The sequence below is a fragment of the Bradyrhizobium sp. 2S1 genome (genome assembly GCF_011516625.5).
Classification (GTDB): domain Bacteria; phylum Pseudomonadota; class Alphaproteobacteria; order Rhizobiales; family Xanthobacteraceae; genus Bradyrhizobium; species Bradyrhizobium septentrionale.
In genome coordinates this window covers 3,978,299-4,001,384 of record NZ_CP147717.1, presented here as the reverse complement: position 1 = coordinate 4,001,384, position 23,086 = coordinate 3,978,299, and the positions used below count along the sequence as shown (strand labels likewise).

General features: G+C 64.6%; 20 protein-coding genes and 1 pseudogene. 4 read left to right on the top strand and 17 right to left on the bottom strand.

Annotation, left to right across the window (positions count from 1 at the left end; translation table 11 throughout):
• Positions 1-348 precede the first annotated feature (348 nt).
• Positions 349-1,863 (top strand): ATP-binding protein, encoded by a 1,515-nt coding sequence (locus HAP54_RS18905; RefSeq protein WP_166302651.1) that lies wholly within the window; start codon positions 349-351, stop codon positions 1,861-1,863.
• A 124-nt stretch (positions 1,864-1,987) separates the two neighbouring features.
• Here the strand turns inward: HAP54_RS18905 and HAP54_RS18900 are convergent, their stop codons facing one another.
• The 4 genes from HAP54_RS18900 to HAP54_RS18885 all read right to left on the bottom strand — a co-directional run bounded on the left by HAP54_RS18900 (position 1,988) and on the right by HAP54_RS18885 (position 5,817).
• A complete protein-coding gene (locus HAP54_RS18900) occupies positions 1,988-3,193 on the bottom strand; it encodes an MFS transporter (protein ID WP_166302648.1) in 1,206 nt (401 codons plus the stop codon).
• A gap of 109 nt (positions 3,194-3,302) precedes the next feature.
• Positions 3,303-3,794 carry a cupin domain-containing protein gene (locus HAP54_RS18895; RefSeq protein WP_166302646.1) on the bottom strand — a complete coding sequence of 164 codons (492 nt, stop codon included), beginning with the start codon at positions 3,792-3,794 and terminating at the stop codon, positions 3,303-3,305.
• 126 nt (positions 3,795-3,920) lie between these two features.
• A complete protein-coding gene (locus HAP54_RS18890; protein WP_166302643.1) occupies positions 3,921-5,282 on the bottom strand; it encodes a dihydrolipoyl dehydrogenase family protein in 1,362 nt (453 codons plus the stop codon).
• Positions 5,283-5,322: 40 nt separating this feature from the next.
• Complete coding sequence (locus HAP54_RS18885) at positions 5,323-5,817, bottom strand: DUF302 domain-containing protein (protein ID WP_166302641.1); 495 nt, start codon at positions 5,815-5,817, stop codon at positions 5,323-5,325.
• Positions 5,818-6,014: 197 nt separating this feature from the next.
• On the opposite strand from HAP54_RS18885, the gene HAP54_RS18880 reads away from it, so the two are divergent.
• On the top strand, positions 6,015-6,722 hold the full coding sequence (locus HAP54_RS18880; protein WP_166308028.1) for a peroxiredoxin-like family protein: 708 nt from the start codon (positions 6,015-6,017) through the stop codon (positions 6,720-6,722).
• Between the two features lie 34 nt (positions 6,723-6,756).
• On the opposite strand, the gene HAP54_RS18875 is transcribed toward HAP54_RS18880, so the two are convergent.
• On the bottom strand, positions 6,757-7,656 hold the full coding sequence (locus HAP54_RS18875) for a LysR family transcriptional regulator (RefSeq protein ID WP_166302638.1): 900 nt from the start codon (positions 7,654-7,656) through the stop codon (positions 6,757-6,759).
• Positions 7,657-7,824: 168 nt separating this feature from the next.
• Here HAP54_RS18875 and HAP54_RS18870 point away from each other — a divergent pair.
• Both HAP54_RS18870 and HAP54_RS18865 read left to right on the top strand, forming a co-directional pair.
• A pseudogene (locus HAP54_RS18870) lies at positions 7,825-7,998 on the top strand (3-hydroxybutyrate dehydrogenase); the annotation flags it as partial.
• A gap of 88 nt (positions 7,999-8,086) precedes the next feature.
• Complete coding sequence (locus tag HAP54_RS18865; protein WP_166302635.1) at positions 8,087-9,241, top strand: patatin-like phospholipase family protein; 1,155 nt, start codon at positions 8,087-8,089, stop codon at positions 9,239-9,241.
• A gap of 239 nt (positions 9,242-9,480) precedes the next feature.
• On the opposite strand, the gene HAP54_RS18860 is transcribed toward HAP54_RS18865, so the two are convergent.
• The 12 genes from HAP54_RS18860 to HAP54_RS18805 all read right to left on the bottom strand — a co-directional run bounded on the left by HAP54_RS18860 (position 9,481) and on the right by HAP54_RS18805 (position 23,057).
• On the bottom strand, positions 9,481-10,794 hold the full coding sequence (locus tag HAP54_RS18860) for an alpha-amylase family glycosyl hydrolase (RefSeq protein WP_166302633.1): 1,314 nt from the start codon (positions 10,792-10,794) through the stop codon (positions 9,481-9,483).
• A 19-nt stretch (positions 10,795-10,813) separates the two neighbouring features.
• Complete coding sequence (locus tag HAP54_RS18855; protein WP_166302630.1) at positions 10,814-12,244, bottom strand: MFS transporter; 1,431 nt, start codon at positions 12,242-12,244, stop codon at positions 10,814-10,816.
• A gap of 212 nt (positions 12,245-12,456) precedes the next feature.
• Positions 12,457-13,542 (bottom strand): FUSC family protein, encoded by a 1,086-nt coding sequence (locus HAP54_RS18850; RefSeq protein ID WP_166302627.1) that lies wholly within the window; start codon positions 13,540-13,542, stop codon positions 12,457-12,459.
• A gap of 44 nt (positions 13,543-13,586) precedes the next feature.
• Positions 13,587-14,870, bottom strand: coding sequence for a 3-hydroxyacyl-CoA dehydrogenase (locus HAP54_RS18845; RefSeq protein WP_166302624.1), 1,284 nt, complete (start codon positions 14,868-14,870; stop codon positions 13,587-13,589).
• Positions 14,867-16,084, bottom strand: a complete 1,218-nt coding sequence (locus tag HAP54_RS18840) for an acetyl-CoA C-acyltransferase (RefSeq protein ID WP_166302621.1) — start codon at positions 16,082-16,084, stop codon at positions 14,867-14,869. The genes HAP54_RS18845 and HAP54_RS18840 overlap by 4 nt, the downstream gene beginning before the upstream one ends.
• Before the next feature lie 66 nt (positions 16,085-16,150).
• Positions 16,151-17,329, bottom strand: a complete 1,179-nt coding sequence (locus tag HAP54_RS18835; protein ID WP_166302618.1) for an acyl-CoA dehydrogenase family protein — start codon at positions 17,327-17,329, stop codon at positions 16,151-16,153.
• 11 nt (positions 17,330-17,340) lie between these two features.
• On the bottom strand, positions 17,341-18,450 hold the full coding sequence (locus HAP54_RS18830; protein WP_166302615.1) for an acyl-CoA dehydrogenase family protein: 1,110 nt from the start codon (positions 18,448-18,450) through the stop codon (positions 17,341-17,343).
• Positions 18,447-19,904, bottom strand: coding sequence for a CoA-binding protein (locus HAP54_RS18825; protein ID WP_166302613.1), 1,458 nt, complete (start codon positions 19,902-19,904; stop codon positions 18,447-18,449). The genes HAP54_RS18830 and HAP54_RS18825 overlap by 4 nt, the downstream gene beginning before the upstream one ends.
• A 31-nt stretch (positions 19,905-19,935) precedes the next feature.
• The gene (locus HAP54_RS18820) at positions 19,936-20,514 is read right to left on the bottom strand and encodes an acyl-CoA dehydrogenase family protein (protein WP_210297532.1); all 579 of its coding nucleotides are present in this window, start codon (positions 20,512-20,514) and stop codon (positions 19,936-19,938) included.
• A complete protein-coding gene (locus tag HAP54_RS18815; RefSeq protein ID WP_210297533.1) occupies positions 20,511-21,098 on the bottom strand; it encodes an acyl-CoA dehydrogenase in 588 nt (195 codons plus the stop codon). The genes HAP54_RS18820 and HAP54_RS18815 overlap by 4 nt, the downstream gene beginning before the upstream one ends.
• Positions 21,095-22,156 (bottom strand): acyl-CoA dehydrogenase family protein, encoded by a 1,062-nt coding sequence (locus tag HAP54_RS18810; protein WP_166302610.1) that lies wholly within the window; start codon positions 22,154-22,156, stop codon positions 21,095-21,097. The genes HAP54_RS18815 and HAP54_RS18810 overlap by 4 nt, the downstream gene beginning before the upstream one ends.
• A 142-nt stretch (positions 22,157-22,298) precedes the next feature.
• Complete coding sequence (locus HAP54_RS18805) at positions 22,299-23,057, bottom strand: IclR family transcriptional regulator (protein WP_166302607.1); 759 nt, start codon at positions 23,055-23,057, stop codon at positions 22,299-22,301.
• Positions 23,058-23,086 lie beyond the last annotated feature (29 nt).

Genomic DNA, 23,086 nt, shown 5'->3' with positions numbered 1-23,086 from the left:
CACCTGCACCTCCCTTGGAGCGACTGCTCTGGGTGTATTCGCTATATAGTTGTACCTCTAAAACAGTGTGCGTAAAGACTGTGATTTCCCCGATCAGTGGCGACGTCTGAGGCTCCCTGTTGTCTCGCCGACCGACAAAGGTGCCTGCGTACAATTGATTTCGGACTTCTGCTCGCGACCTGCGAGCTCATATCGTCGGCTTCGACCTGGCGGCGGCATCCGAGCGCAACCCTTTCGAAGATGGGTCGACGTCCCGGCCGCGCCTGGGGATGATGTCGCGGTTCGCTCGACGGGACGCGATCGGCTTGTTAAGCCGCGTCTCCGCAAGGATGATTTGAGTCGGGGCAGATGACCGTAGCGATCGAGATGGGACAAACGACGGCCGGCGCTTCGGCGGCCATCGACCTCGAGGAGCTGTTGGCCACGCGCCTCCTGGTGCAGGGCAATTCGGGTTCCGGCAAATCCCATCTGCTGCGCCGGCTGCTGGAACAGAGCGCGCCCTGGGTGCAGCAGACCATCATCGACCCCGAAGGCGACTTCGTCACCTTGGCCGAGCGCTTCGGCCACCTCGTCATCGACGCCGAGGACCATACCGAGCGCAGCCTGCAGGTCGCCGGCGAGCGCGTGCGCATCCACCGCGTCTCCACCGTGCTCAATCTCGAAGGGCTCGACGCCGAGAACCAGATGCGGCGGGCGGCGGCTTTCCTCGGCGGTATGTTCGAGGTCCCACGCGACCACTGGTATCCGATGCTGGTGGTGGTGGACGAGGCGCAGCTGTTCGCGCCGGCGGTTGCGGGCGAAGTGACCGACGAGGCGCGCAAGCTCTCGCTCGGCGCGATGACCAACCTGATGTGCCGCGGCCGCAAGCGCGGCCTTGCCGGGATCATCGCAACCCAGCGGCTCGCCAAGCTCGCCAAGAATGTGGCGGCCGAGGCGTCCAACTTCCTGATGGGCCGCACCTTCCTCGATATCGACATGGCGCGCGCCGCCGACCTGCTCGGCATGGAGCGGCGGCAGGCGGAAGCCTTCCGCGACCTCGAGCGCGGCCAATTCATGGCGCTCGGGCCTGCGCTCTCGCGCCGTCCGCTCGGCTTGCGCATCGGTCCAACGGATACCCAGCCGCGCAACGCGGCACCGCGGCTGATGCCGCTGCCGGAAGCCGCACTGAAGGACGCGCGCGCCATCATCCTGGCAGCGCCGCCGCCCGAGACCGTGCGGCCACAGCGCCGGGCGCCGTCGCCGGACCTGCTCAGCCAGCTGATGGCCGCCAAGCAGCCAGCGCCGGAGCCAAATCCCGAAGCCGCGGAGCAACCACTCAGCGCCGAGCAATTGGCCGAGCGGCGGGAACGGCTGGACCGCATCCTGCGCGCCATCCTCGCCGAACCCGATGCCGGCTTCCGCGCCATCGGCGTGCTCTATCAGGAGTTCGTGGTCCGCTGCCGCATCGAAGGGCTCGGTGCTGTCGTGCCGGAGCTGACCGATTTCCGCCGCATGCTGACGCGCGCCCGCGCCGGGCTCGGCACCGAGATGGCGGAAGACGACGCGTGGCAGGATGTCTCGATGCGCGCCGCGCTGCTGCCCGAGGACATGCAGGGCGTCTTCATGATGATCGCCCGCGCCGCGAAGGAAGGCTGGCCCTGCCCGAGCGATGCCGCGATCGCCCGCGCCTACGGCACCCACTCGCTGCGCCGCGCCCGGCATCTTTTGACCTATATCGAGGAACAGGGCCTGATCGTCTGCCAGCTCGACGGCGCCGGCCGACGGACCGTGACCCTCGTCGAACTCGCCTGGGCGACGGCGGCGGCCGATCCGAATGCGGATGAGGCGACGGCGGAAGCGGCGTACAACAGCTCAACCCTGTGATCCAATCGGTCAAGCAGCGAAGCCCACGATCGAGACGTGCCGTTCAACACGAAAAAGCCCGCCGAGAGGCGGGCCTTTTCCTCTCTTCCGGTCGAGAGATCGGGGTCCGTTTGGAGCGCACCTGCTAGCTTCGCAACCGAAGCTTGGCGGTAAGGCAGCTACCCGCCGCAAGGGCCGCACCGACGCCTGCAACGCAGGCGACCCATCCGAATTGGTCGAACACTTGGCCAAGCACAGCACTGCCGACCAGGCCGCCGAAGAAATAGCAGGCAAGGTAGGTGCCGCTGGCAACCCCGCGGTTTGTTCGTGCCGCCTGCCCGACAAAGCCGGTGGCGCAGGCTTGTGCAAAGAAGGTGCCGACCCCGACCAGCACCATCCCGGCGAGCACAGCCGCCAGATGCGACGAGAGCATCAGCGGCAAACCCAGCATCGCGATTGCAAGACCGCCCCAAAGCGAGGGACGCATGCCAAACAGTGCCACGGCCTTGCCCGCCAGCAGCGTCGTGACGATCGAGGGCAGGAATACGAAATAGACAAGGCCCACCCCCATCATGCCGAGCGACAGCGGAGCGCGGACCAGGATGAAGTTGACGTAGGTAAAGGTGCCAATGAAGGCGAACAAGACGCAGAAGCCCAGGCCAAAAGCGGCGCGCAAGGCGGGATCGCGCCAATGCTCGGCCATGGCCGAAAGCGGCGATTGTGCCGGACCGATCGCTCGCATGGGCTGGACGCGCCGGATGGTGAAATAGACCAGCAGCGCGCCTGCGAGATTAAGCAGGGCAAAGAAATAGAAATTCGTCGCCAGGCCCAGATTGTCCGACACAGTCGCCGAGACGAGGCGCCCGATCAGATTGCCGGCGACGTTCCCGGTGATATAGGCCGCGAAGGCGCCGCTGGCATCCATCGCGCTGCACTGCTCTCCGAGATAGGCGAGCGTGAGCGTGAAGGCCGAAGCCATGCAGAGACCCTGCATGATGCGAAGAATGGTGAAGACGGCCAGGTTCGGCGCCGCCGCAAGCAGGGCTGTCGGGATCGCGAGCAGAAGCAGGCTTGCCAGAATGCCCGTCCTGCGGTCGATATGCGGGCTGAACGACCCGACCACCAGCCCTGCGACGGCCATGCCGATCGTGCTGGCGTTGACCGCAAAGCCCATCGCTCCGGGCGTTACGCCGTAATGCCGCGTCAGAGCCGGCAGGATCGCTTGAGTCGCGAACAGATCGACCACGGTCAGGAATGCGGTGAGGCCGATCAGCAGAGATCGCATCGCTACGCCGGGCGAATGACCGTGCGCTTGCATTGCCTTCGCCGTTTCCATCGGCATGTCGGTCATGGCGATAACTCCGGTGATGGAAAAGGGGGATGTGACGCCCGGGCGTGCGGGGCCAACACGGGAGTCCCGGCCGTCACATGCGGTAACGAGGCGTGGGGGTCGGCACTCGTTACATGTTGTGGTCGGCCGGATCCTTGCGGAGGTCGCCGACATAGAGAATGACGGTCTCCTTGCCGAGGTTCTTCCACCAATGAGAAGTTCCGAAGACCTCCGGTCGTAGGTCGCCGGCCTTGTGCACGATCGGATCGACGCAGTTGCTGGCGTACTCCACGATCTCGCCCTGCTGGACAAAGATCAGCGCCGGCCGGTCGTCATGGCTGTGCCAGGGCACGATGCCACCAGGCTCGATGGTCAGTCTGCGGAAGCGCAGTTCGCGGCCCTCGATATGCGCGGGCTGCTTGCCAAGCTCGATGGAGCCAAGCGTCACGTCCGCGACGCCGACCGGCTTGTAGTCCACCATCGAGCGGGCGTTGGGCTTCATCTTGTCGGCGGGACATTCGCCGGCGAAAGCGGCGGGCGATGTCGCAAGCGAAACGGCAATAGCGCCGGCGACGCCGAGAGCTTGCCAGATCTTGCGCGAGGTTGCGACGTCTTTGAACATGTCGTGGTCTCCTTGCTTGTTGTCGCGGCCCCGAAAGGCTGGCCGGCATGTCATCAGCATCGCGCAGAGCGTTTACTTCTGGAAATGCCGGTTGGCTGTTGAGTCGATAGCGGTGGGCTATGCGGCTCACGCGTGGCCGAGCATGTGCTTGATGTCGGAAGCGAAGGTCGGGTAGGCGTAGACGTGCTCGCGAAGCTCGCTTGCGCGGATGCCGAACTTCATGGCCAGGCCGAAGATGTTGACGAGCTCGTGACCGGCGTGGCCGACGAAACGGGCACCGAGGATGCGGTCGCTGTCACGATCGACGATGATCTTCGACCAGGCGACAGTTTCGGCGTAGGTTCGCGCCGAAAACCACTCCTGCATGTCGTTGACATGGACTTCCGCCGGCAGACCCTTGGCTTTTGCAGCGGCCTCGGTCAAGCCGACGGCGGCAAGGGCGGGAACGGTATAGACCGCGGTCGCGATGGCGGCATAGTCGGGGCTGTGCTTCGGTCCATCGACGATATTGCGGCCGACCAGATCGCCTTCGTAAGTCGCGATCGGCGAAAGCTGCGGTGAGGTTGGAACGACATCGCCGCAAATATAGACGCGCGGATTGGAGATCGAGCGCAGATGGCTGTCGGCGGCAATGCGGCCGTTGTCGTGATCGACCTGGCCGGCGGCAAGACCGAGCGCATCGACGTCGGCAATGCGGCCCGCGCCGTTGACGACCCAGTCTGCTTCGGCCGCTTTCTCGATGCCCTCGTGAGTAAAGACAACGCGAAACCGGCCGCCACTCTCCTCGATACGCTCGATTCCAACACCCGTGCTGATCTGCAACCCGATACGCTCGCTCTCCGCCTGGAGCCTGGCTACCGCATCGGTGTCAATCGCAGGCAAGAGTTGCGGCAGCGCCTCCAGGATCGTGACCGAACTGCCGGCTCGCGCATAGACATGGCCGAACTCGAGAGAGATCACGCCGCCGCCGATGAAGATCACGGAGTCGGGGCGCTTGCTTTCGCGCAACATGTCGTCCGAGGTCACCATGTGTCGGGCGCCGGGAATGGACAGCGGCCGGGGCTTTGACCCTCCGGCAATCACGATGTGGCCGGCGTGAAGCGTGCGATCCGCGACTCGAATTGTGTCCGGTCCGACGAAGGTGCCGTACCCCTTGATCACCTCAACGTCGCGCCGCGCCATGGCGCGCGCAAGGTTTTCCGGGATGTCCTTGATCATGTCCTTCTCGCGCGCGATCAGGGCTGCCCAGTCGAGTTTTGGTCGGCCTACTGAAATCCGGTGTACGTCGGCGCGCTCGATGTCGTGAAGGGCCTGCCCGGCGGCGACCAACACCTTCTTGGGCGTGCAGCCGCGGTTCGGACAGGTGCCGCCGAGGTCGAGCGCTTCGATCATCGCGACCGACAATCCCGCACGCCGGACCGGGCCGGTCACGCCGATCCCGGCATTGCCGCCGCCGATGATCACGACGTCGTATTCTTGAGCGCTCATCGGCCCCTTCCTTCGTCAGCGACTGGAAATTGTCGGGCCATCATTTGGCAGTGATGGTAGAGGTGATCGATTTGACGACCATCGTCGCCATGTCGAATTGGGCGTCACGATCCCGGATGTTGTGACGTCGCGCGATCCAGGCGAAATCGGTCCAGACCGCCCAGAGGTCACCGTTGTCGTCCTGCGTCAGCAGCAGGCGGACCGGCCAGTCCAGCCCTGCATCGGGATTGGACGTGATGAATTGCGTGCCGAGCGGCGGATTGCCGAAGACAAGCAGGGTGGAAGGACGTAGCTTGATTCCAGCGGCGGCGGCGAGTTTCGATTGGTCGATCTCGTCAACGAACTTGATGCCCTTTGCGGCAATATCGGCCTTGATCCGGACGATTGCCTCGGACATCGGAACGGCGCTCTTGACGCGAACGATGCCGTTGTTGCGCTCGATCCTGGCATCGATCGGCGCCGCAGAGGCCCAGAGAAGCATCAAGACGAGAAAGGTGCCAAATCTGCCGAGGCGCAAGGTGTTGTGGCGGGACATGGACGCTCCTGTCGGGTAGGCGGTTTCCGCGACAGAATCACCGCTTGAGCTTCCGAAATGAAATGCCGGCCCGCTCTGGTATCGATAGCCCAATGCTATTGTGCTTCGTGCAATGCTGCTGGCAGAGAGAAAACGCCCCTTGTGGGGAGTTTACGTGGGAACTTACTATGTGAAGGTCCGACATGCCGGAGCAAGGGATGACATCGCTTTCGCCAGCCGACGCCGAGCGGCTCAAGCTCGCCTTTGAGCGCTGCCGGGAGATGGAAGGCACTCTCAAAGAGCAGCTCCAGGCCTATGCGGAGGCAGGTCGGGAGATCTTTCCCGCCTATGGCGATGCCGTCGACCGCCTCGTCGTCAGGATCAACGAGAATGGCGGTGGAGAAAACGCGCCGCGTCCCGGCGAGCCGATGCCATCTTTTCTCCTCCCCGATGACAGCGGTCGCCTGGTTGCCTTACCGTCTCTGCTCGAGCGGGGTCCCATGGCCGTGATGTTCTTCCGCGGCCATTGGTGCCCCTATTGCCGGCTCAATGTCAGGGCTGTGATCAAGGCTTATGACCGCATCAAGGCCCTGGGCGCGGACGTCGTCGCCATCATGCCCGAAACGCAGGAATATGCAGTTAAATTCAAGACCGAGTCGGACGCACCGTTTCCGGTGCTGACCGATCTCGACAACGGCTATTCGCTGTCGCTCAATCTGGCGATCTGGCTCGGCGCAGAGATTGAGCGTCTGCTCTCCTATCTCGACATGGCGAGCTTTCATGGCAACGACGGTTGGGTGTTGCCGATTCCGGCGGCTTTTGTCATCGGGCGCGACGGCATGGTCAAGGCGCGCTTTGTCGATCCCGACTTCCGGCGCCGCATGGCGATCGAGGATCTGCTCGCAGCTCTAAGGGATGCGAGGTAGGCTCGTCCAGGCGACCCGCGCGCGCCTCATGCTCTCATGCGGCAGCGCTCTTCTCCAAAAACTGCCGCCAGTCGGAACCGCGCAGCATACGCATCACGGCAGATGCCACCGCGGTGCGTTCGCGGCCAGCAACGCCATAAAGATTGACCGCGCGTCGCGCATCGAGCCCCTCGACCGAAGCACGCTTGAGCGTCCGCGGTATCCGTGAGGTGTCGGGAACTATCGCGACGCCGATACCGGCCTCCAGCAGCGCAATGAGATCGCGCTCGCTCGAGATTTCATGACAGTGATCGACATCTACGCCGTGTTCCCGCAGGACGGCATTCAAGCGCGAGGCATGCTCGCAATATCCGCGAGACAAGAGCTGCTCGGAACGCAGATCATCGAGGTCGATCCCATCTCGCCCGGCAAGCCGGTGGTCAGCGTTGACGACGAGTCGAAAGTCCTCCGTAAACAGCGGCCAGGCGTCGAGCCGGTCCCAATCCGGGTCGAGTTCAGTCGCGATGCCGAGCTCGGCGTCGCCTTTCTTTAGCATTTCCCCGACTTCGCGGCCGTTGCCACGGAGAAAGCGAAATTCCAGTCGATTGAACTGGCGCTTGATCTGATCAAGGAAGGGAATCAGCAGGGACAGATCGATCGAGTGGGTGAGCGCGATCCTGAGCGCTCCGATCTCGCCGCTCTTGAACGACGAGGCGAGCGAGCGCGCACCGACGGCGGCCTCGTAGCATTGTTTCAGCAAGGGGTGCATGCGCTGACCGAGCTCGGTCAATCCGGCCGGACGCTCGCGGCGAAACAGGTCGCCGCCAAGCTCAAACTCGAGCTGCTTGATCGCCCGCGTCAGCGATGGCTGGGTGACATTGCACTCATCAGCCGCACGCGTGAAATTGAGCGTGCGCACGACCGCGAGGAAATACCGAACCTGATGCATTTCCATGGTCGAACTCCCCTGATCCGGTCAGCAGTCTAGCCGATTGAGGGCCAAGGCGGCCATAGCGCACACCTATGGTTTTGGAAGCCAAAAGGCATTTCCGCAAATGCGTTTAGCGATGCAGATTTTGGCGACCGTCGGACACTGCCGACGATGCAAGCGGGATTTCAGAAGATGAATATCCAGGTCAAATCGCACGCCACCGTCGACGCCAGAATACTCTGTGGCAGGGTAGCCCTGGTGACCGGCTCAACCAGCGGGATCGGACTCGGCATCGCCCGCGCGCATGCCGCGGTGGGCGCAAACGTGATGCTCAATGGCTTCGGAGTCGCAGCCGAGATCGCCAGGATCAACGAGGACGGCACATTAAGACAACGCCGGTAACAAAGCCGGGTGCGCTTGCGAATATTAAGCCGGGCTCAAATGGGAGCAGGACATGCAGGACAGGACTTCGTCGCGACGCCTCAAATCGCTCGCCAAGGATCTCCCCGGCCAGGTGGTGCTTGTGTTGCAGGGCGGCGGCGCCTTGGGCTCGTACCAGGCCGGCGTTTACCAAGCCTTGCACGAGGCGGGCATCGAGCCCGACTGGATCGTCGGTACATCGATCGGCGCCATCAATGCCAGCCTTATCGCCGGCAATCGGGTCGAGGACCGGGTTTCGAGACTGAAGGAGTTCTGGAAGCGGATGGAGCAAAATCCCGTCTGGAATATCCGCACCGCCTTTCCCGACTTCAATGAGCGGCTGACCTACTGGGCGACCATTACACACGGAATTCCGGGCTTCTTCCGGCCAAATGCTCTGGCCCATGCGGGTGACAGCTATCCGTTGGGTGCCGAACGGGCCGGCTATTACTCGACCGCGCCACTCGAGCAGACCCTGAGCGAACTCGTCGATGTCAACTTGCTCAACAGCTGTTCGCCCCGCCTTACGATCGGGGCCGCCCACGTGCGGACCAGCCAGATGCGCTATTTCGACAGCCGCGACGGCGAACTCACCATCAGGCACATCATGGCCTCCGGCGCCTTGCCACCGGCGTTTCCCGCCATCCGCATCGACGGCGAACTCTATTGGGACGGCGGTATTCTGTCCAACACGCCGACCGAAGTCGTGTTCGACGACAATCCCCGCAAGAACTCGCTGATCTTCGCCGTCCACCTGTGGAATCCGGCTGGTCTCGAGCCGACGACGATGTCGGAGGCGCTGAATCGGCACAAGGATGTGCAATATTCTAGCCGCATCATGAGCCACGTCGCGCGCCAGCAGCAGGCGCATCGGTTGCGTCACATCATCAACCAGCTGGCCGAACGGCTCCCCGACAGCGAACGCAACACTCCCGAGGTGCGCGAGCTGATCGGTTACGGCTGTCAAACGCGCATGCACGTCGTGCGTCTGCTTGCGCCGCAGTTGGATCGCGAAACCCATACCAAGGACATCGATTTCAGCCCGCGCGGCATCATGCAACGCTGGGACGCAGGCTACTCGCACACCGCGGCAGCCCTCGAACACGCTCCGTGGACGGGCGAATTTGATCCGCTCTCAGGCGTTATCCTGCATGAACAAATGGAGCTGATGCCGGTCGCAGCGGAGTGAGGCGCGTTCCACAGCGCCGTGAGCGCCGACGCGAGGTCAAAAAACAACCCCAACAACCCTTTCGGATTGCTGGGATTTTTCACTAACTTGGTTGCGGGACATGCAACCATCTCGAATTGCTATTTCAGGCGGTCGCCTAGGCATCGCGAGCCCATCGGAAAATGGAGTTTCGTCTGCTGAAGCGGTGAGCGGGCATAGCACAAGCTTGCATTTTGCGGAGCCTGCCCAGCAAACTGTCGCTAACCCAGGATAGCCCACCCATGCGGTGGCAGCGTAAGCTCGGTCCTGACGCCCGTCCTGCGCACCGCGCCTGATCCTGCGAGCCTGTCGACGCCGGAATCGACGGTACGACCGACCGCCGCGTCGGCCAGGTTCAGAGCAACCCATAGCCGATTGCCTTCATCGAATGCTTCGAAGACAATGTCCGTGTTGCGAAGCGCGACCATACGGGACTTCGCTCGATGGAGCCATGGATGCCTCCGCCGCAGTCCAATCAGCTCCTGATGCAGCCGGTATGTTGGCCAGCCGAATGGCGCCAGTTCGGCTGGCGCCGCCGGAAAGCTTGGGCGGATCGCGTCGTCACCTCCGGCACGGCGCTCCTTGATCCCGCGGAACGCCTGTTCGTCACCGGCGTAGATCGAGGGCGTGCCGCCACAGGTCATGAGAATGACCAGCGCGTGCGGGATATGCCGTTCGTCCAGAACCTGGCTCGCGATCCGCGTGACATCGTGATTGCCGATGAACGTCTGCGGCACGAACCGGTCGATCATCGCATTGTGCCGCGCGAGCGCCCATGCGAGCTCATGGAAGTTGCGATCGTTCAGGGCGCTCCAGATCGCCTTCCAAAGCTCGTATTGCGTGACCGCATCGACACCGGTCTCGTCGACGAAGCCGGCGTAGTCACCGTGGATCACCTCGCCGAAGATATAGGCGTCGGCATGCCGCGCGCGAACCGCGGGCAAGACGTGCCTCCAGAATTGCCGCGGGACAGCATAGGCCGCGTCGAGGCGCCAACCATCGGCACCGCGATCAAACCAGTGATTCATCACCCGGATGACATAGTCGGCGACTGCGGGTTCGTCATGGTCGAGCGTCACAAGCTGGTGGTGACCTTCGAAGGTCGCGCAATCGGGCTCCCTTCCGTCCGCCGGCCAGGTCAGACGAAACCACGATGCATCCGGCGATAGCGGACCGCTGGCGACGGCGCGCCGGAAGCGCGGCGATTCGCGGCCGACATGATTGAAAACACCATCCAGGATGATGCGCAGGCCGCGGCGACGGGCTGCTGCGACCAATGCATCGAAGTCCGCGTCGTCCCCAAGCCGCCTGTCGATCAGGAGGTGATCGATCGTATCGTATCCATGGGTCGACGAGGCAAAGATCGGGCCCAGCAGGATACCGGATGCGCCGAGCTCCACGGCGTAATCGAGCCACCGGACAAGGTGGTCGAGGCGATGCACGACACCGGCACACGCGCCGGCCTCGCGTTCGGCGCCAACGAAGCCGAGCGGATATACATGCCACCAGACGGCGTGCTTGATCCAGTTGCTCACCCGACCACCCGCGCCACATTCACTCCTCAAGCCGGTCGCCACCCTTGACGAAGAGCATGCCGATCGCGCCGAGGGTCAACAGCACGGCGATCGGAGCGAGACCGACGGCCTGGGACTGAAAGCGCGCCGTCAGGATACCGACCAGCATCGGGGCGATCCAGACCGTCGTGCTGGCGGTCAGGCCGAACAGCCCGAAATAGGAGCCGACGCGCATCGGTGGCACGATCTGAATGATCATGGCGCGCCCCGACGCGATCGAGGCCACCGCAAACGCCGTCATCGAACCTGACAGCAGCATGAAGGCGACCTCGGGCAGGGTTCGAAACACCGGGCCGCTCCAGAGCGGCTGCGCCGCCGGGTCATGGGGCCAGAAAAAGATCATCCGGTCCGGCGTAATGCCGAGGACCATGACCAACAGAACGACCGTGATCGATATCTGAAGGATGATGGCGCGGCGCGTGCCAAGTCGCGCGTTCAGGCTTGCCGCCAGCAAGCCACCGAGAGCGGCGAATGCGATCTTGACGACGGCAAAACTCAGCAGCTTGAAGCCGTGCCATCCCATCACACCCGAGGCATAGATACCTTCGAAGATGATGAGGGTGTGAAAGCCGTCGGCATAGAGGGTCCGGGCGATCAGGAATTTCAGCATATCCGGCTGCTTTCGCAGACCGGCGATCAGGGCGAACACGTCCCTCGAGCCGAGGCGCACGGCCCTCGAAAAGGTCTCGCCCGATGCCGGCGCGTCGACGGTGAAGCGAAGCAGCATGAACAGACCGGCGCAGGCGAGCGCTGCGATCAGAGGCCCGATCAGTCGCTCCATCTCGTGGCTTGCCTGCGACAAGCCAAACAGCGGTTCGTCAGGAACCCCGAACCAATGCAACTGCCCGGGAAGGGCAAATCCCCACAACAGGAACGTCATGATGGCGACGGACACGAGATTTGCGACACCCAGGCTGACACCAGAGTAGCGGCCAACCCGCGACATCCCGACCGCCGGTCCCAGCATCGCGTTATGCAGGATTTCGGAATAGACGAACAGCAGATTGAGCGCCATCACGATCACCAGTACGGCATGGACCGACAGTCCGCTGCGGTCCGGCTTCGCCCACCACAGGCTGACCAGCAGCGGCAGCGAGATCAGGATGCAGGCGGTGATCCACGGCTTTCGCGGGCCCATCCGGTCGAGCGAGGCGCCGAGAAACGGCACTGTCACGGCTCCGACCAGACCTGCAACAAAGCCGTATCGGGCAAACAGCGTCTGCCCGAGCACGGGATCGCCGATCATGACTTTGCTGACATAGGGCGCAAAGATGTAGATCTTGAGCAGAACGAGATACGGGATCCGCGTCGCCTCGTAGCCGATCCAGGACCACGCGCTGAGCGTCAGGGCGCGAGAGCCAGAGCTCGCGGCCGTGGCAGGTCGCGATACGGCGATAACATCTTCAGACATCCGGTGCGTTTCCCTGTGGCGTGACTGCTACGATCACGCGCAGTTGTTACGACGGGCTCATTGCGATCAGGCACCACAAACCAGGTGACCAATGCCGGCCACTGCATCGATCCTATCGTCACTGCTCGCGAACCGCCTCATCTGCGCGGGACGTACGCGCACTTCCATGGATGTGGAAATACCCGTCGGCCCGGAGATCTTGCGCAGTCCGGTCATGGCTGCTGCCGTGCGAGCCGCGTCGCGATCCGCTCGCCGGCAAGGTTTGCAACAATGACGAGGCCACCGCCGATCAGCGTCGCGATCGTCCGGTCCACCAGCACCGATGCTTCGAGCGGCTGCTCGAAATCCATCATCAGCACGATCAGGGTCGTCATCATCGCCGAATAGGAGAGGTAGTGGCGCATCTTCAGCAGCGGGCGTGTGCCGGCGATCAATCCAATGCCGGCAATCAGGAGCCCCACGGGCGGATGGGCCGCGACGCCGAGGCCGGCGACGATCCCTCCGAGCGCGGCGCCCAGCGCACGCTGGGTGATCTTGACCGGCATGAGGTCGGTGCGCCGCTGCGCAAGAAGGACGACGGTCAACGAAATCCAGTGCAAGTGATGGCCGGGATAGGCGATATCGAACAGCGCGGCCGCCGCGAGACAGAACACAAGCTTCAACGCATATTGCAGACCGGAGAATTGCCGGATCGACGCCGACCAGCGCGCGAACTTCTCCGCCCTTGTCGAAGACGGCCGGACTTCCTCCACCACCTGACTGCCCCGCATCGTCCGCGCGAACATGCCGAACAGCAGCCAGAGCAGCGCCGTCCAGACCGCGCCACCGGTGAGCAGCAGCATCAGGAGCAGGCGGTGGGACATCGTCGCGGCAAGGCTCAGCGTGATGATGAGAAACAGGGTGAAGCGCGTGGTGACGATGGCGGCGGTGCGGCTGTAACCGCCGACGATCGCCGCGCCACCCGCCAGCAGAACCACCAGGATCCGTCCTGCACAGCCTGCGTCGGTCAGGGCGACGGCAAGGCCCGCCGCACCGATCGTTGGCAACAGCGCGAGCGCAATGCCGCGGGCCTGTTCGCCCGCACGGCGTCCGGCCGCCTGCGGTGCGATCGGCAGGCTGCCGGCGGAGGCGGCAAGACCAAGCGACAGGTTTCCGAGCATGGCTGCGAGTATGATCGGTCCGACGAAGCCGAGGCCGGCAACGATACCCTCACCGAATTCGATCTCGGTCTCCGGATTCCAGCGAAGCGCCTCGCCGAGGTGAGCCTTTGCGCGGGCCTTGTAACTGTCATTCAACATGGCAATCCGCTTGGCTTCACCCGGCCACGATGATGCTCCGGGGATCAGTTCGCTTGCCCATCCGACGCCGCGATGTGTGCGAGCCGCTGCGACAGCGCGCCATCCGGGCCGAGCTTGCCGGCATGGGACTGAAGACGCGTAGCGATGCGGCCGAGCCCGACGCCCTCCGCCCAGAACATCGGGCCTCCCGTGCGCGCAGGCCAACCGTAGCCATTGAGCCAGACCACATCGATGTCAGAGGCGCGCTGCGCGATACCTTCATCGAGGATCTTCATGCCTTCGTCGATCATCGGATAGAGCAGCCGCTCCAGGATCTCATCGTCCGTGACCTGACGCGAACGATAGCCGCGGCTCCTTGCAAACTCGGCAATGAGCGCCTCGACTTCCGGCGAGGGCGTCGCGACACGCTCGGCGTCGTAGTCGTAGTAGCCCTTCGACGTCTTCTGTCCGCGGCGGTCACGTTCACACAACAGATCGCGAATGCTTTCGCCCTTCGAGGTCTCGCGCCGCCAGCCGAGATCGAGGCCCGCCAGATCGCTCATCTGGAACGGCCCCATCGGGAACCCGAATTCGGTCAGCACGCGATCGACATCCCAGGGTCTTGCGCCTTCGAGGATCAGCCTTTGCGCCTGCGCCTGTCGTCGGCCCAGCATGCGGTTGCCGATGAAGCCCGGGCAGACGCCCGAGACGACGGCGATCTTGCCGATCCGCCCGGCGAGGTCCATGGCCGTCGCAAGCTGCGACGGCCCGGTCTTCGCCCCACGCACGATCTCCAGCATGCGCATGACGTTCGCCGGCGAGAAGAAGTGCAGGCCGATCACCGCCTCGGGCCGGCGTGTCTCCGCCGCAATCACGTCGATGTCGAGCCGGCTGGTGTTCGACGCAAGGATCGCGCCCGGCTTAGCGATCGCATCGAGCTTGCGAAACACATCCTTCTTGACCGCCATGTTCTCGAACACGGCCTCGATGATGAGATCGCTTTCGGCAAGGTCGTCGATGACGAGGCCCGGCGTCAGCAATGCCAGCGCGCGCTCGACGTCTTCCGCGGCAAGGCGGCCGCGGCTTGCGGCGCGCTCGTAGTTTCGGCGGATCGTAGCGATGCCCCGTTCCAGCGGAGCCCGGTCACGCTCGACGATCGTCACGGGAATGCCAATCGACAGGAAGTTCATGGCGATGCCGCCCCCCATCGTACCGGCGCCGAGGATGCCGACGCGTTCGATCGGAATCCGCTGCGTATCGGCACTCACACCATCGATCCTCGCCGCATCGCGTTCGGCGGCGAGGATGTGCTGCTGCACCTCCGGCAGATCGGCCTCGCGCTTGCTCATGCAGTCCCTCCATGAAAAATCTCGAACAGGCCGGCAGCACCGATGCCGCCTGCGCAGCACATCGTCACCACGCCGTAGCGGGCCTTGCGGCGCCTCCCCTCCCGCATCAGATGTCCGACGCAGCGCGCGCCCGTCATGCCATAGGGATGACCGATCGCGATCGCGCCGCCCGAGACGTTGAGCCGCTCGTCGGGAATGCCGAGCCGGTCGCGGCAATACAGCAGCTGCGACGCGAACGCCTCATTCAGCTCCCAGAGGTCGATATCGTCGATGCGCAGTCCGTTGCGCTCGAGCAGCTTGGGCACCGCGAAAACCGGACCGATGCCCATCTCCTCCGGCGCACAGCCGGCAACCGCCATGCCGCGATAGGCGCCGAGCGGCTCGAGACCGCGCCGCTCCGCCTCCGCGGCCTCCATCAGGAGCACCGCCGCGGCGCCGTCAGACAGCTGCGAGGCGTTTCCGGCGGTGACAAATCGTCCCTGCTTGACAAAGCGCCCGCCTGCGAACACGGGCTTGAGCTTCGCGAGATCCTCCAGGGTGGTTTGCGGACGATTGCCCTCGTCCCGCGTCAGCGTAACCTCCCTGACGGTGGTTTCGCCGCTGGCGTGATCTGTGACCGCCATCTCGGTCTTGAGCGGCGCGATTTCCCGGTCGAAGCGGCCTTCGGCCTGCGCTATCGCCGTCCGTTGCTGCGATCGCAGGGCATAGTCGTCCTGCGCTTCGCGACTGATGCCGTAACGCTCCGCGACGAGCTCGGCCGTCTCGATCATCGAGCTCGTGAGACCCGTCGCATGGCGGACAATCCAATCGTCCCACACCCGATAACGATTGACCTTGTCGTTCTGCACCAGGCTGATCGATTCCAGGCCGCCGCCGATCGCGACCGGTGCACCGTCATTGATGATGTACTTCGCGGCGGTCGCGATCGCCATCAGACCGGACGAGCATTTGCGATCGATCGACATTGCGGCGACGCTGTCGGGAAGTCCGGCGCGCAGCGCGGCGTGACGAGCTACATTGTTGCCCGAGGTCCCCTGTTGCTGGGCGGCGCCCATCACCACGTCGTCGACCTCGGCTGGATCGAGCCCGGCGCGCTCGACGACCGCGCGAATGACGTGGCCGCCCAGCGTCGGCGCCGTCGTGTTGTTGAACGCGCCTCGATAGGCCTTGCCGATCGGCGTCCGCGCCGTCGAAACGATCACAGCTTCGCGCATCAAAACTTCTCCTGTCGGGAACTTGCCGTCGATCAACCGCCCCGGGCTTTGGTCTGTGTCCTGCGTTCAACTGAGCTCAGCCGACGAATATCCGAGGATGGCGCGGGCGATGACGAGCCGCTGGATCTGGCCGGTCCCTTCATAGATGTCGGTGATGCGGCCATCGCGCAGGAATTGCTCGACCGGATGATCGTGGCTGAGGCTCATTGCCCCCAGCAGCTCCATCGCGCGCTGCGGACCGCTGCGGCAGAGCTCGCCGCCCTTCGCCTTTGCGACCGATGCCTCAAGATTGTTGGGTTCGCCGCGCGCCGCGAGCCAGGCTGCGCGCAGCACCGTCAGCGTCGCGGCCTCGATGTCGGCCTCGAGCTCCAGCAGCGTCTGCTCCGTGGCGGTCCGATCGTGCGGCCCCTTGTCCCAGTCGACCGCGATCCCTTCCGCGGCCAGGTGATCCCGCGCATACCGGAAAGCGCCGAGCGCCTTTCCGATGCCGCCCGCGGCGACGGTCGGACGGGTGATGTTGAACGTCTTGAGGACCCCTTTGTAGGAGGCGGAGCCCTCGTCCGCGCTTTGCGGCACGCGCTCGTCGCCACCGATCAGATGGTCACGCGGGATGCGGCAATCGCGAAACGCGTAGGCTGCGGTATCGCTGCTGCGAATTCCGAGCTTCTTTTCCTTGCGGACCAGCTCGAACCCGGCCGTACCCTTCAGCACCAGGAACGATTTGATGCCGCCGCGACCGGCCGCCTTGCTGACGGTCGCCCAGACGATCGTGCCGTGGCACCGCACGCCATTGGTGACGAAGATCTTGTCGCCATTCAGCACCCACTCGTCGCCGTCGAGCACGGCGGTCGCCTGGATCGCCTTGGTATCGGATCCGGCACCCGGCTCGGTGATCGACATCGCCAGCATCAGATGCCCCCACCGTTTCTGCTGCGCGGGCGTGCCGGCCGCGCCCAGCGCCGCATTGCCTAGCGCCGATGGCGCCTGGCGCAACGGCACGCCGTTGTGTGCCTCGCGCTCGATCTTGATCAGCATCTGCATGATCACAGATGGCGTGTCGTCGCTCGGCCGACGTCGCATCCGTTCGAGCAGCGAGGGGAACGCCGCGGCCTCGGCGAACGCCTTGGGCAGGATTTCGTCCTCGTGCGCGTCGTAGTGCCGCGCGTATTTCTCGCTGGCCTTTGCCTCTTCGGCTACTCCCGAAAGAATTTCCCGATCAGTGTCGGAAAGCGTGAAATCCACCATGCTCTGCTCCTTCACGCCGCCGCAAGCGCGCCGTGGATGGTCAGCATCCGCGCGTTGCGCAGCCACATCTCGAGCGGAAGGTCGCGGATATAGCCGTGACCGCCGAATATCTGCAGCCCGTCATCGGCGATCCTGATCGCGCGGCGGTTGACGTAGTTCTGCGCAAGGACGGCCGTTTTCGAAACATCGACTCCCCGATCGAACGCGGCAGCCGCCTTCCAGACCAGCCAGCGCATCGCGTCGCACTCGACATGCATGTCGGCGAGCATGAAGGCGATCGACTGCTTCTTCGCGATCGGCTCACCGAACGCGATCCGTTCCCTGGCGTATGGAATCGCGAAATCGGTCACCGCGCGCGCCAGCCCCACGGCGAGTGCCGCACCGCCGATCCGCAGGCTGGCCAGCAGGGGACGGATATCCGCGCCACCGCCCTCGCCGAGGATCGCGTCAGCCGGAAGCGACACGCCGGCAAGCTCGACCCGGGCAAATCCCATCGGCGTCAGGCCGATGGTGCCGCTCTCGCGGGCGATCGTGACGCCCGGGGCACGCGGAGGGACGATGAAGGCCTTGATCCCGTCGATCCCCGGCGCGTCGGATGCCCGCGCGAGCACGAGCATGTCCTCGGCCTGCTCGCCCAGAGGGACCAGCCGCTTGACGCCGGTGATCCGCCAACCGTCCTGATCCGGTTCGGCGCGAGTGACGATCCGCGACGGATCGAACGCAAGCGCGTCCTCATGCAGCGCAAGCGTCGCCACGCGGCGTGAGGTCCCGCAGAATTTCGGCAGGTCACGCTTCCTCTGCTCTTCCGTCCCGAGGTCAATCAGCGGGTTGACAAACAGCGACGACGCAACGGCGGTGCCGCCGAGCCCGGCGCATCCGGAGCCCATCGCTTCCAGCATCAACGCGCCCGTCAGGGCCGAGCGCGGCGCACCGCCGCCGCCATAGGCCTCCGGAATCGCAAGTGAGGCCAGCCCCAGGGACCACGCTTCGTCGAGCACGTCAGCCGGCGCGGCGCACGCTTCGTCGGCCTGCCGTGCCCGCGGCGCCAGCTCGTTGTTCGCGAACGCGAGGAGCATGTCGCGAATCTGGCGTTGTTCGTCAGTGACATCAAAGCTGATCATGACGCCACGGCTTCGCCGCCGAATGCGCGCGTATGGTCGTCGCCGCCGACCGTGCTCAGTGCGCGCATGGCGACGACAAGGTCCCGGGCTCGCTCGAACACCGCAAATCCCGCAGCCGTGAGCGCTTCGCGCGCGAGGGGCGACAGCAAGGTGTAGCTGTAGATCAGAACGGGCTTTGATCGGCGCGAGCGGAGCGCGCTGAGCGCCTCCACGTCCAGCGAGATGCTGCGGTCGTTCGACAGGGACAGGGCAAGCACGACGGAATCGACCTCCTCGCCGTCGAGCAGCACTTCGAGCGACTGAAGAACACCACCCGTGAAGATGCCCTGCGCGGTGACGTCGATCGGGTTTGCCGCGGAGCCGTAGGAGGGGAACGTCGGTCGAAGCCGCGCCTGCAGCTTCTGATCCAATACGGGAACGTTAAACCCTGCTTCCGTGAGGCATTCGCTCAGGACAGTTCCGGCGCCTCCCGCTGTCGTGACAATGCCGACGCGACGACCCGCAGCAACCGGGTTGGTCAAGCGTCCGAGCGCTGCCGCAACCGCATCGTCCGGATCGGCGACCGCGATCACGCCGGTGGCCGCGAACATCGTATCAAAATCCACAGCCACGCCGGTATCGCTTGCGGTGTGTGCGACAGCCGCGCGACGGCCAGCTTCGGAGCGGCCATTCTTGATCACGATCACCGGCCTGCCCGCCGCACGCGCCTTACCCGCCGCGACAGCGAACCGTTCGAAGTCACGAACCTCCTCAAGGTAGGCAATGATGGCCGCGCAATCGGGATCGCCTGCAAAATGCATGATGAAGTCGACCGCGGTGAGATCGCACTCATTGCCCGTCGTGACGACATGGCCGATCTCAAGGCCGGCGGCGCGCCCGCGACTGAACAACGAGAAGCCGAGGCCCCCGCTCTGCGCCACGATCGCCACGCGATCGGCAGTCGCGTTTTGCGCCGCGCCCGGATGCAAGGGCTCCGTGGCCGCGCTGAATGTCGCCGCGACGCGTCCGCCGACATTATAGAATCCCTCGCAATTCGGACCGCAGATACGAATCCCGGTGCGTCGCGCGATCTCCGACAACCGCGACTGGCGCTCGGCCTTCGCAACGCTTTCTTCGGCAAATCCCGAGGAAATAATGATCGCCGCACGAACGCCAGCCGCGGCGCATTGCCCAACGACGTCGCAGACCAACTCCGCCGGGAGGGCGATGATGGCGAGATCGATCGGGAACTCGACCGCGGCAATGGCGGGATAGCAGGGCAAGCCGTTGACCTCGCGGTAGCTCGGATTGACCGGTGCAATCGGTCCGGTGAATCCGGCGCGGCGCAGCACCCGCAGCAACATGCCGCGGATCGAGCGCTGTTCGGCGGGCGCGGCGCCGATGACCGCGATCGAGCGAGGTGCCAGAAAGGCGGCGATCGACGCCGCGTCCGATGGGCGAAGGATTTTGTTCAAGGGACCATCCATGCAAATGTTTCGGATCGCGTCAGCGCGGCAGTCCGACGAGATTTCTCGCCATGATGATGCGCTGGATTTGCCCGGTGCCCTCGACGATGTTGAGCGCCTTCGCATCGCGAAACAGCTTCTCGACGAGGTGATGACCGGCCCCCGCCTCGAGCCCGACGATCTCCATGCCCGCACTGGCGAGATCCTGGGCGGTCTCCGCGGCAAACACCTTGGCCATCGAGGCGTCCACGATGTTGGGAATCCTGTTGTCGGCCTTCCAGGCCGCGCGCAGTGTCATGAGCCAGGCCGCGCGAAGCTGCCGGTACATCGCCTCCAGCCGGTCGCGCACCCGTATCGACCTGAACGCGCCCGACTGCGTCGCAAAATTCAACGCCTCGTCATAGGCGGAGCGCGCCAAGCCGACGGCGCTCGCCGCGACGCCGACGCGCGTGGTGTTGAGCGTCCCCATCGTTGCGCCGTAGGCGCTCGACTTCGACGTCCGTTCGGGCCGCTCGCCGCCCAGGATGTTGTCGTGCGGGACCTCGCAATCCTCGAGGATAAACGAGACCGACTCATAGGCGCGAAGCCCCATCTTCTTCTCGATCTTGATCCCGGTCATGCCGCGGTTGCCACGCTCGACGAAAAACGACCGCTGCCGGCCCGCCCCTTGTCGGGATCGAGATTGGCCTGCACCAGCACCCAGTCGGCGCGCGCGGCATTGCCGATGAAGCACTTGGCGCCATTGAGCAGATAACCGCGATCGGTGCGTGTCGCGCGGGTGCGGAACGCCGCCGTGTCGGAGCCTCCGCTCGGCTCCGTCAGCGCGAAGCTGCCCCAGCGCGGAATGTCAGTGCCGCGGAATGGCCCAAGGAAGCGCTCGCGCTGCTCCGGCGTGCCGGCGGCGGTGACGATCGGCGCCGGCAGTCCCGGTCCTGGCGCAGCGACGCCCATGCCGCGATCCCAATAGGCATTCTCCTCATTGATTGCGGCCATTCGGACCGCGGGACCTTCAGGCATCGCGCCGTCGTCGGCCGGCACGGGATGCCTCCTCCGGAAATCGACATACGCGGCAAAATAGGGATGATCAGGCGGCAACGGCGCGCCGTTGCGATCGGCCTCGAGTCCGGCGCGCCGTACCTCGCGCTGCCCCCACTCCCGAACCTGTTCGATATACGCATTGAGCGCGGCGCTGAAATTGTTCACGCGGCGATCCTCTCCGAGATGGTAGCCGCGAGCGCGGCACCGGCCTGCTCGCGCGCGGCATCGCATCCACCCGCGAGCAGGCCGAGCGCACGACAGTCCCGCATCGCCTTCTCGACAGGGAAGTCACGCATGAAGCCGTGCCCGCCGAGGATCTGAACGCCATTCGGACCGACGAAGCGGCTCGCCTCAATGGCATCGACGAAAGCCGCCGCCGCCGCACCGACGGCGCGTCCTTCGCCGGCATCGATCGCCAGCGCCGCATCTTCGATCAGAAGCCCCAACCGCTCGACGGCGACGTACATATCGACGATCAGGAATGCGAGCGCCTGGTGATGGGCAATCGGCTTGCCGAACGCGACGCGGTCGAGCGCGTAGCTGCGCGAAAACCCGGCAGCATCGGAGAGCACACCCCAGATCAGCGACGCGTAGTAGACCCTGATCCTGGCCAGCGCGCGCGCCGCACGCGCCGGATCATGCCATGCCAGAATGGGCGTGCCGTCAAACGTCACGCTGCTTGCGCCTGCGGCGTGCAGGGCCGAGCCACCGACGGGCTCGAACGCAAAACCTTGCCTCAACAGCCACGCGCCCTGCGGACCAAGGCCGACGAGCACGTCCGTTCCTGCGGCAGGTATCCAGGCCACCCGGCCTGCAACGCGGGCACCGGCAACATCCCCGGCACCAGGATCCATCACCAGGGCGAAGCGAACGTCAGACTGCCCGAGGTTCAGCTGAAGCGACTTCAGGGCTTCAACCCCGCCGAAGGCCTCGATCACGTAGATCGCCGGCGCGAACCGGTCCAGCGCAAGCGCGGCGCCGGCGTCGGCTTCAGCGAGCAAACGGTTGGTCCTGACACGATGGAGCAGACCGAGGCCGGCACCACCGGCTTCCTCGGCGACATCCAGCGCCTCGAAGCCCAGCGCGGCGAAGCGCTCCCGCACGCTTTCGCTGACCGTGCGCGCACTTTCGAACTCGCGAAGACGGGGACGCAACTCGTCAGCCGCGAATCGCCCGATCGTCCCGGCGATGATCTCGTCGCCTTCTCCCCGCGCAAAGTCCACGCTTAACCTCCCGTGCCGATTGTGCCGGGCGATCTGCAAGCCGGCTCGTCATTCGCCGGCAAGTTAGATCGGGGAGGTCGCGCCTCGCAATCCGTTACAGGGATATGCCTTGCACTTCCATATCCATGGAAATGGAAGGCGATCAGCTTCTCGCATTCCTTGGCAGGAATCGACGGATCGCGCCGTGCAGCGCCGCGACGTTCTGATCGAGATGCCGCTCGAGGCGGTACACCGGCCCGCCAAGCGCTATGACGAAGCTGCGGGTGAACGGCGCTTGCGGCAGTGGCATCGCGATCACGCCGATGCCTTCACTGTAGATGCCGCGGGAGAAGAAGTAGCCCTGCTTGCGGATGCGCTCGATGTTCGCCATCACGTCTTTCAGCGCCACGCGGTGGCTACGCGTCGGCTCCGCATGATTGCTGCGGTAGACAAGCGTGTCGATCTCCTCATCCGACTTGCTGCTGAGCAATGTCAAACCGACACCGCAGCGTGCCAGCGGGCGCAGCGATCCCGGCTCGGCCGAATAGGCGAGCGCCTGGTTTGAGCGCAGCACGTGCACATATTGGGCGCTGATGTCGCTCTGGGTCCCCACGATCACCGTTTCGCGGGTGCGGTCGCGCAATTCCTCCATCAGCGGCAGCATCCTGATTTCGCCGAACAGCTGCTCCGACACCCATCGCCCCAATACCGCGATCCGCATCGTCGGCAGATAGGTCTGCGTCTTGCGATCGTACTCCAGATAGCCCAGCGTCACGAGACTCTTCAGCATCGCCGCGCCGCTTGAGACGGGGTAGCGTAGTTCGTCGCAGATCGCCTTGAGGCCGAGCGGGCGACGCGCGCGATCGAAGAATTCCATGATCTCGAACACGCGCCGTGCCGACTTGATCGCGGCATCCGCCATCGCACCCTCCAGGACGTCGATCCGTGTAT

What these genes read in the sequence shown, in the direction of transcription:
- HAP54_RS18880 (WP_166308028.1), top strand. Translation starts at nt 6,015, where the DNA reads ATGACATCGCTTTCGCCAGCCGACGCCGAGCGGCTCAAGCTCGCCTTT.
- HAP54_RS18905 (WP_166302651.1), top strand. Translation starts at nt 349, where the DNA reads ATGACCGTAGCGATCGAGATGGGACAAACGACGGCCGGCGCTTCGGCG.
- HAP54_RS18885 (WP_166302641.1), bottom strand. Translation starts at nt 5,817, where the DNA reads ATGTCCCGCCACAACACCTTGCGCCTCGGCAGATTTGGCACCTTTCTC.
- HAP54_RS18865 (WP_166302635.1), top strand. Translation starts at nt 8,087, where the DNA reads ATGCAGGACAGGACTTCGTCGCGACGCCTCAAATCGCTCGCCAAGGAT.
- HAP54_RS18830 (WP_166302615.1), bottom strand. Translation starts at nt 18,450, where the DNA reads ATGATCAGCTTTGATGTCACTGACGAACAACGCCAGATTCGCGACATG.
- HAP54_RS18855 (WP_166302630.1), bottom strand. Translation starts at nt 12,244, where the DNA reads ATGTCTGAAGATGTTATCGCCGTATCGCGACCTGCCACGGCCGCGAGC.
- HAP54_RS18890 (WP_166302643.1), bottom strand. Translation starts at nt 5,282, where the DNA reads ATGAGCGCTCAAGAATACGACGTCGTGATCATCGGCGGCGGCAATGCC.
- HAP54_RS18805 (WP_166302607.1), bottom strand. Translation starts at nt 23,057, where the DNA reads ATGGCGGATGCCGCGATCAAGTCGGCACGGCGCGTGTTCGAGATCATG.
- HAP54_RS18850 (WP_166302627.1), bottom strand. Translation starts at nt 13,542, where the DNA reads ATGTTGAATGACAGTTACAAGGCCCGCGCAAAGGCTCACCTCGGCGAG.
- HAP54_RS18835 (WP_166302618.1), bottom strand. Translation starts at nt 17,329, where the DNA reads ATGGTGGATTTCACGCTTTCCGACACTGATCGGGAAATTCTTTCGGGA.
- HAP54_RS18820 (WP_210297532.1), bottom strand. Translation starts at nt 20,514, where the DNA reads ATGACCGGGATCAAGATCGAGAAGAAGATGGGGCTTCGCGCCTATGAG.
- HAP54_RS18895 (WP_166302646.1), bottom strand. Translation starts at nt 3,794, where the DNA reads ATGTTCAAAGACGTCGCAACCTCGCGCAAGATCTGGCAAGCTCTCGGC.
- HAP54_RS18900 (WP_166302648.1), bottom strand. Translation starts at nt 3,193, where the DNA reads ATGACCGACATGCCGATGGAAACGGCGAAGGCAATGCAAGCGCACGGT.
- HAP54_RS18840 (WP_166302621.1), bottom strand. Translation starts at nt 16,084, where the DNA reads ATGCGCGAAGCTGTGATCGTTTCGACGGCGCGGACGCCGATCGGCAAG.
- HAP54_RS18845 (WP_166302624.1), bottom strand. Translation starts at nt 14,870, where the DNA reads ATGAGCAAGCGCGAGGCCGATCTGCCGGAGGTGCAGCAGCACATCCTC.
- HAP54_RS18875 (WP_166302638.1), bottom strand. Translation starts at nt 7,656, where the DNA reads ATGGAAATGCATCAGGTTCGGTATTTCCTCGCGGTCGTGCGCACGCTC.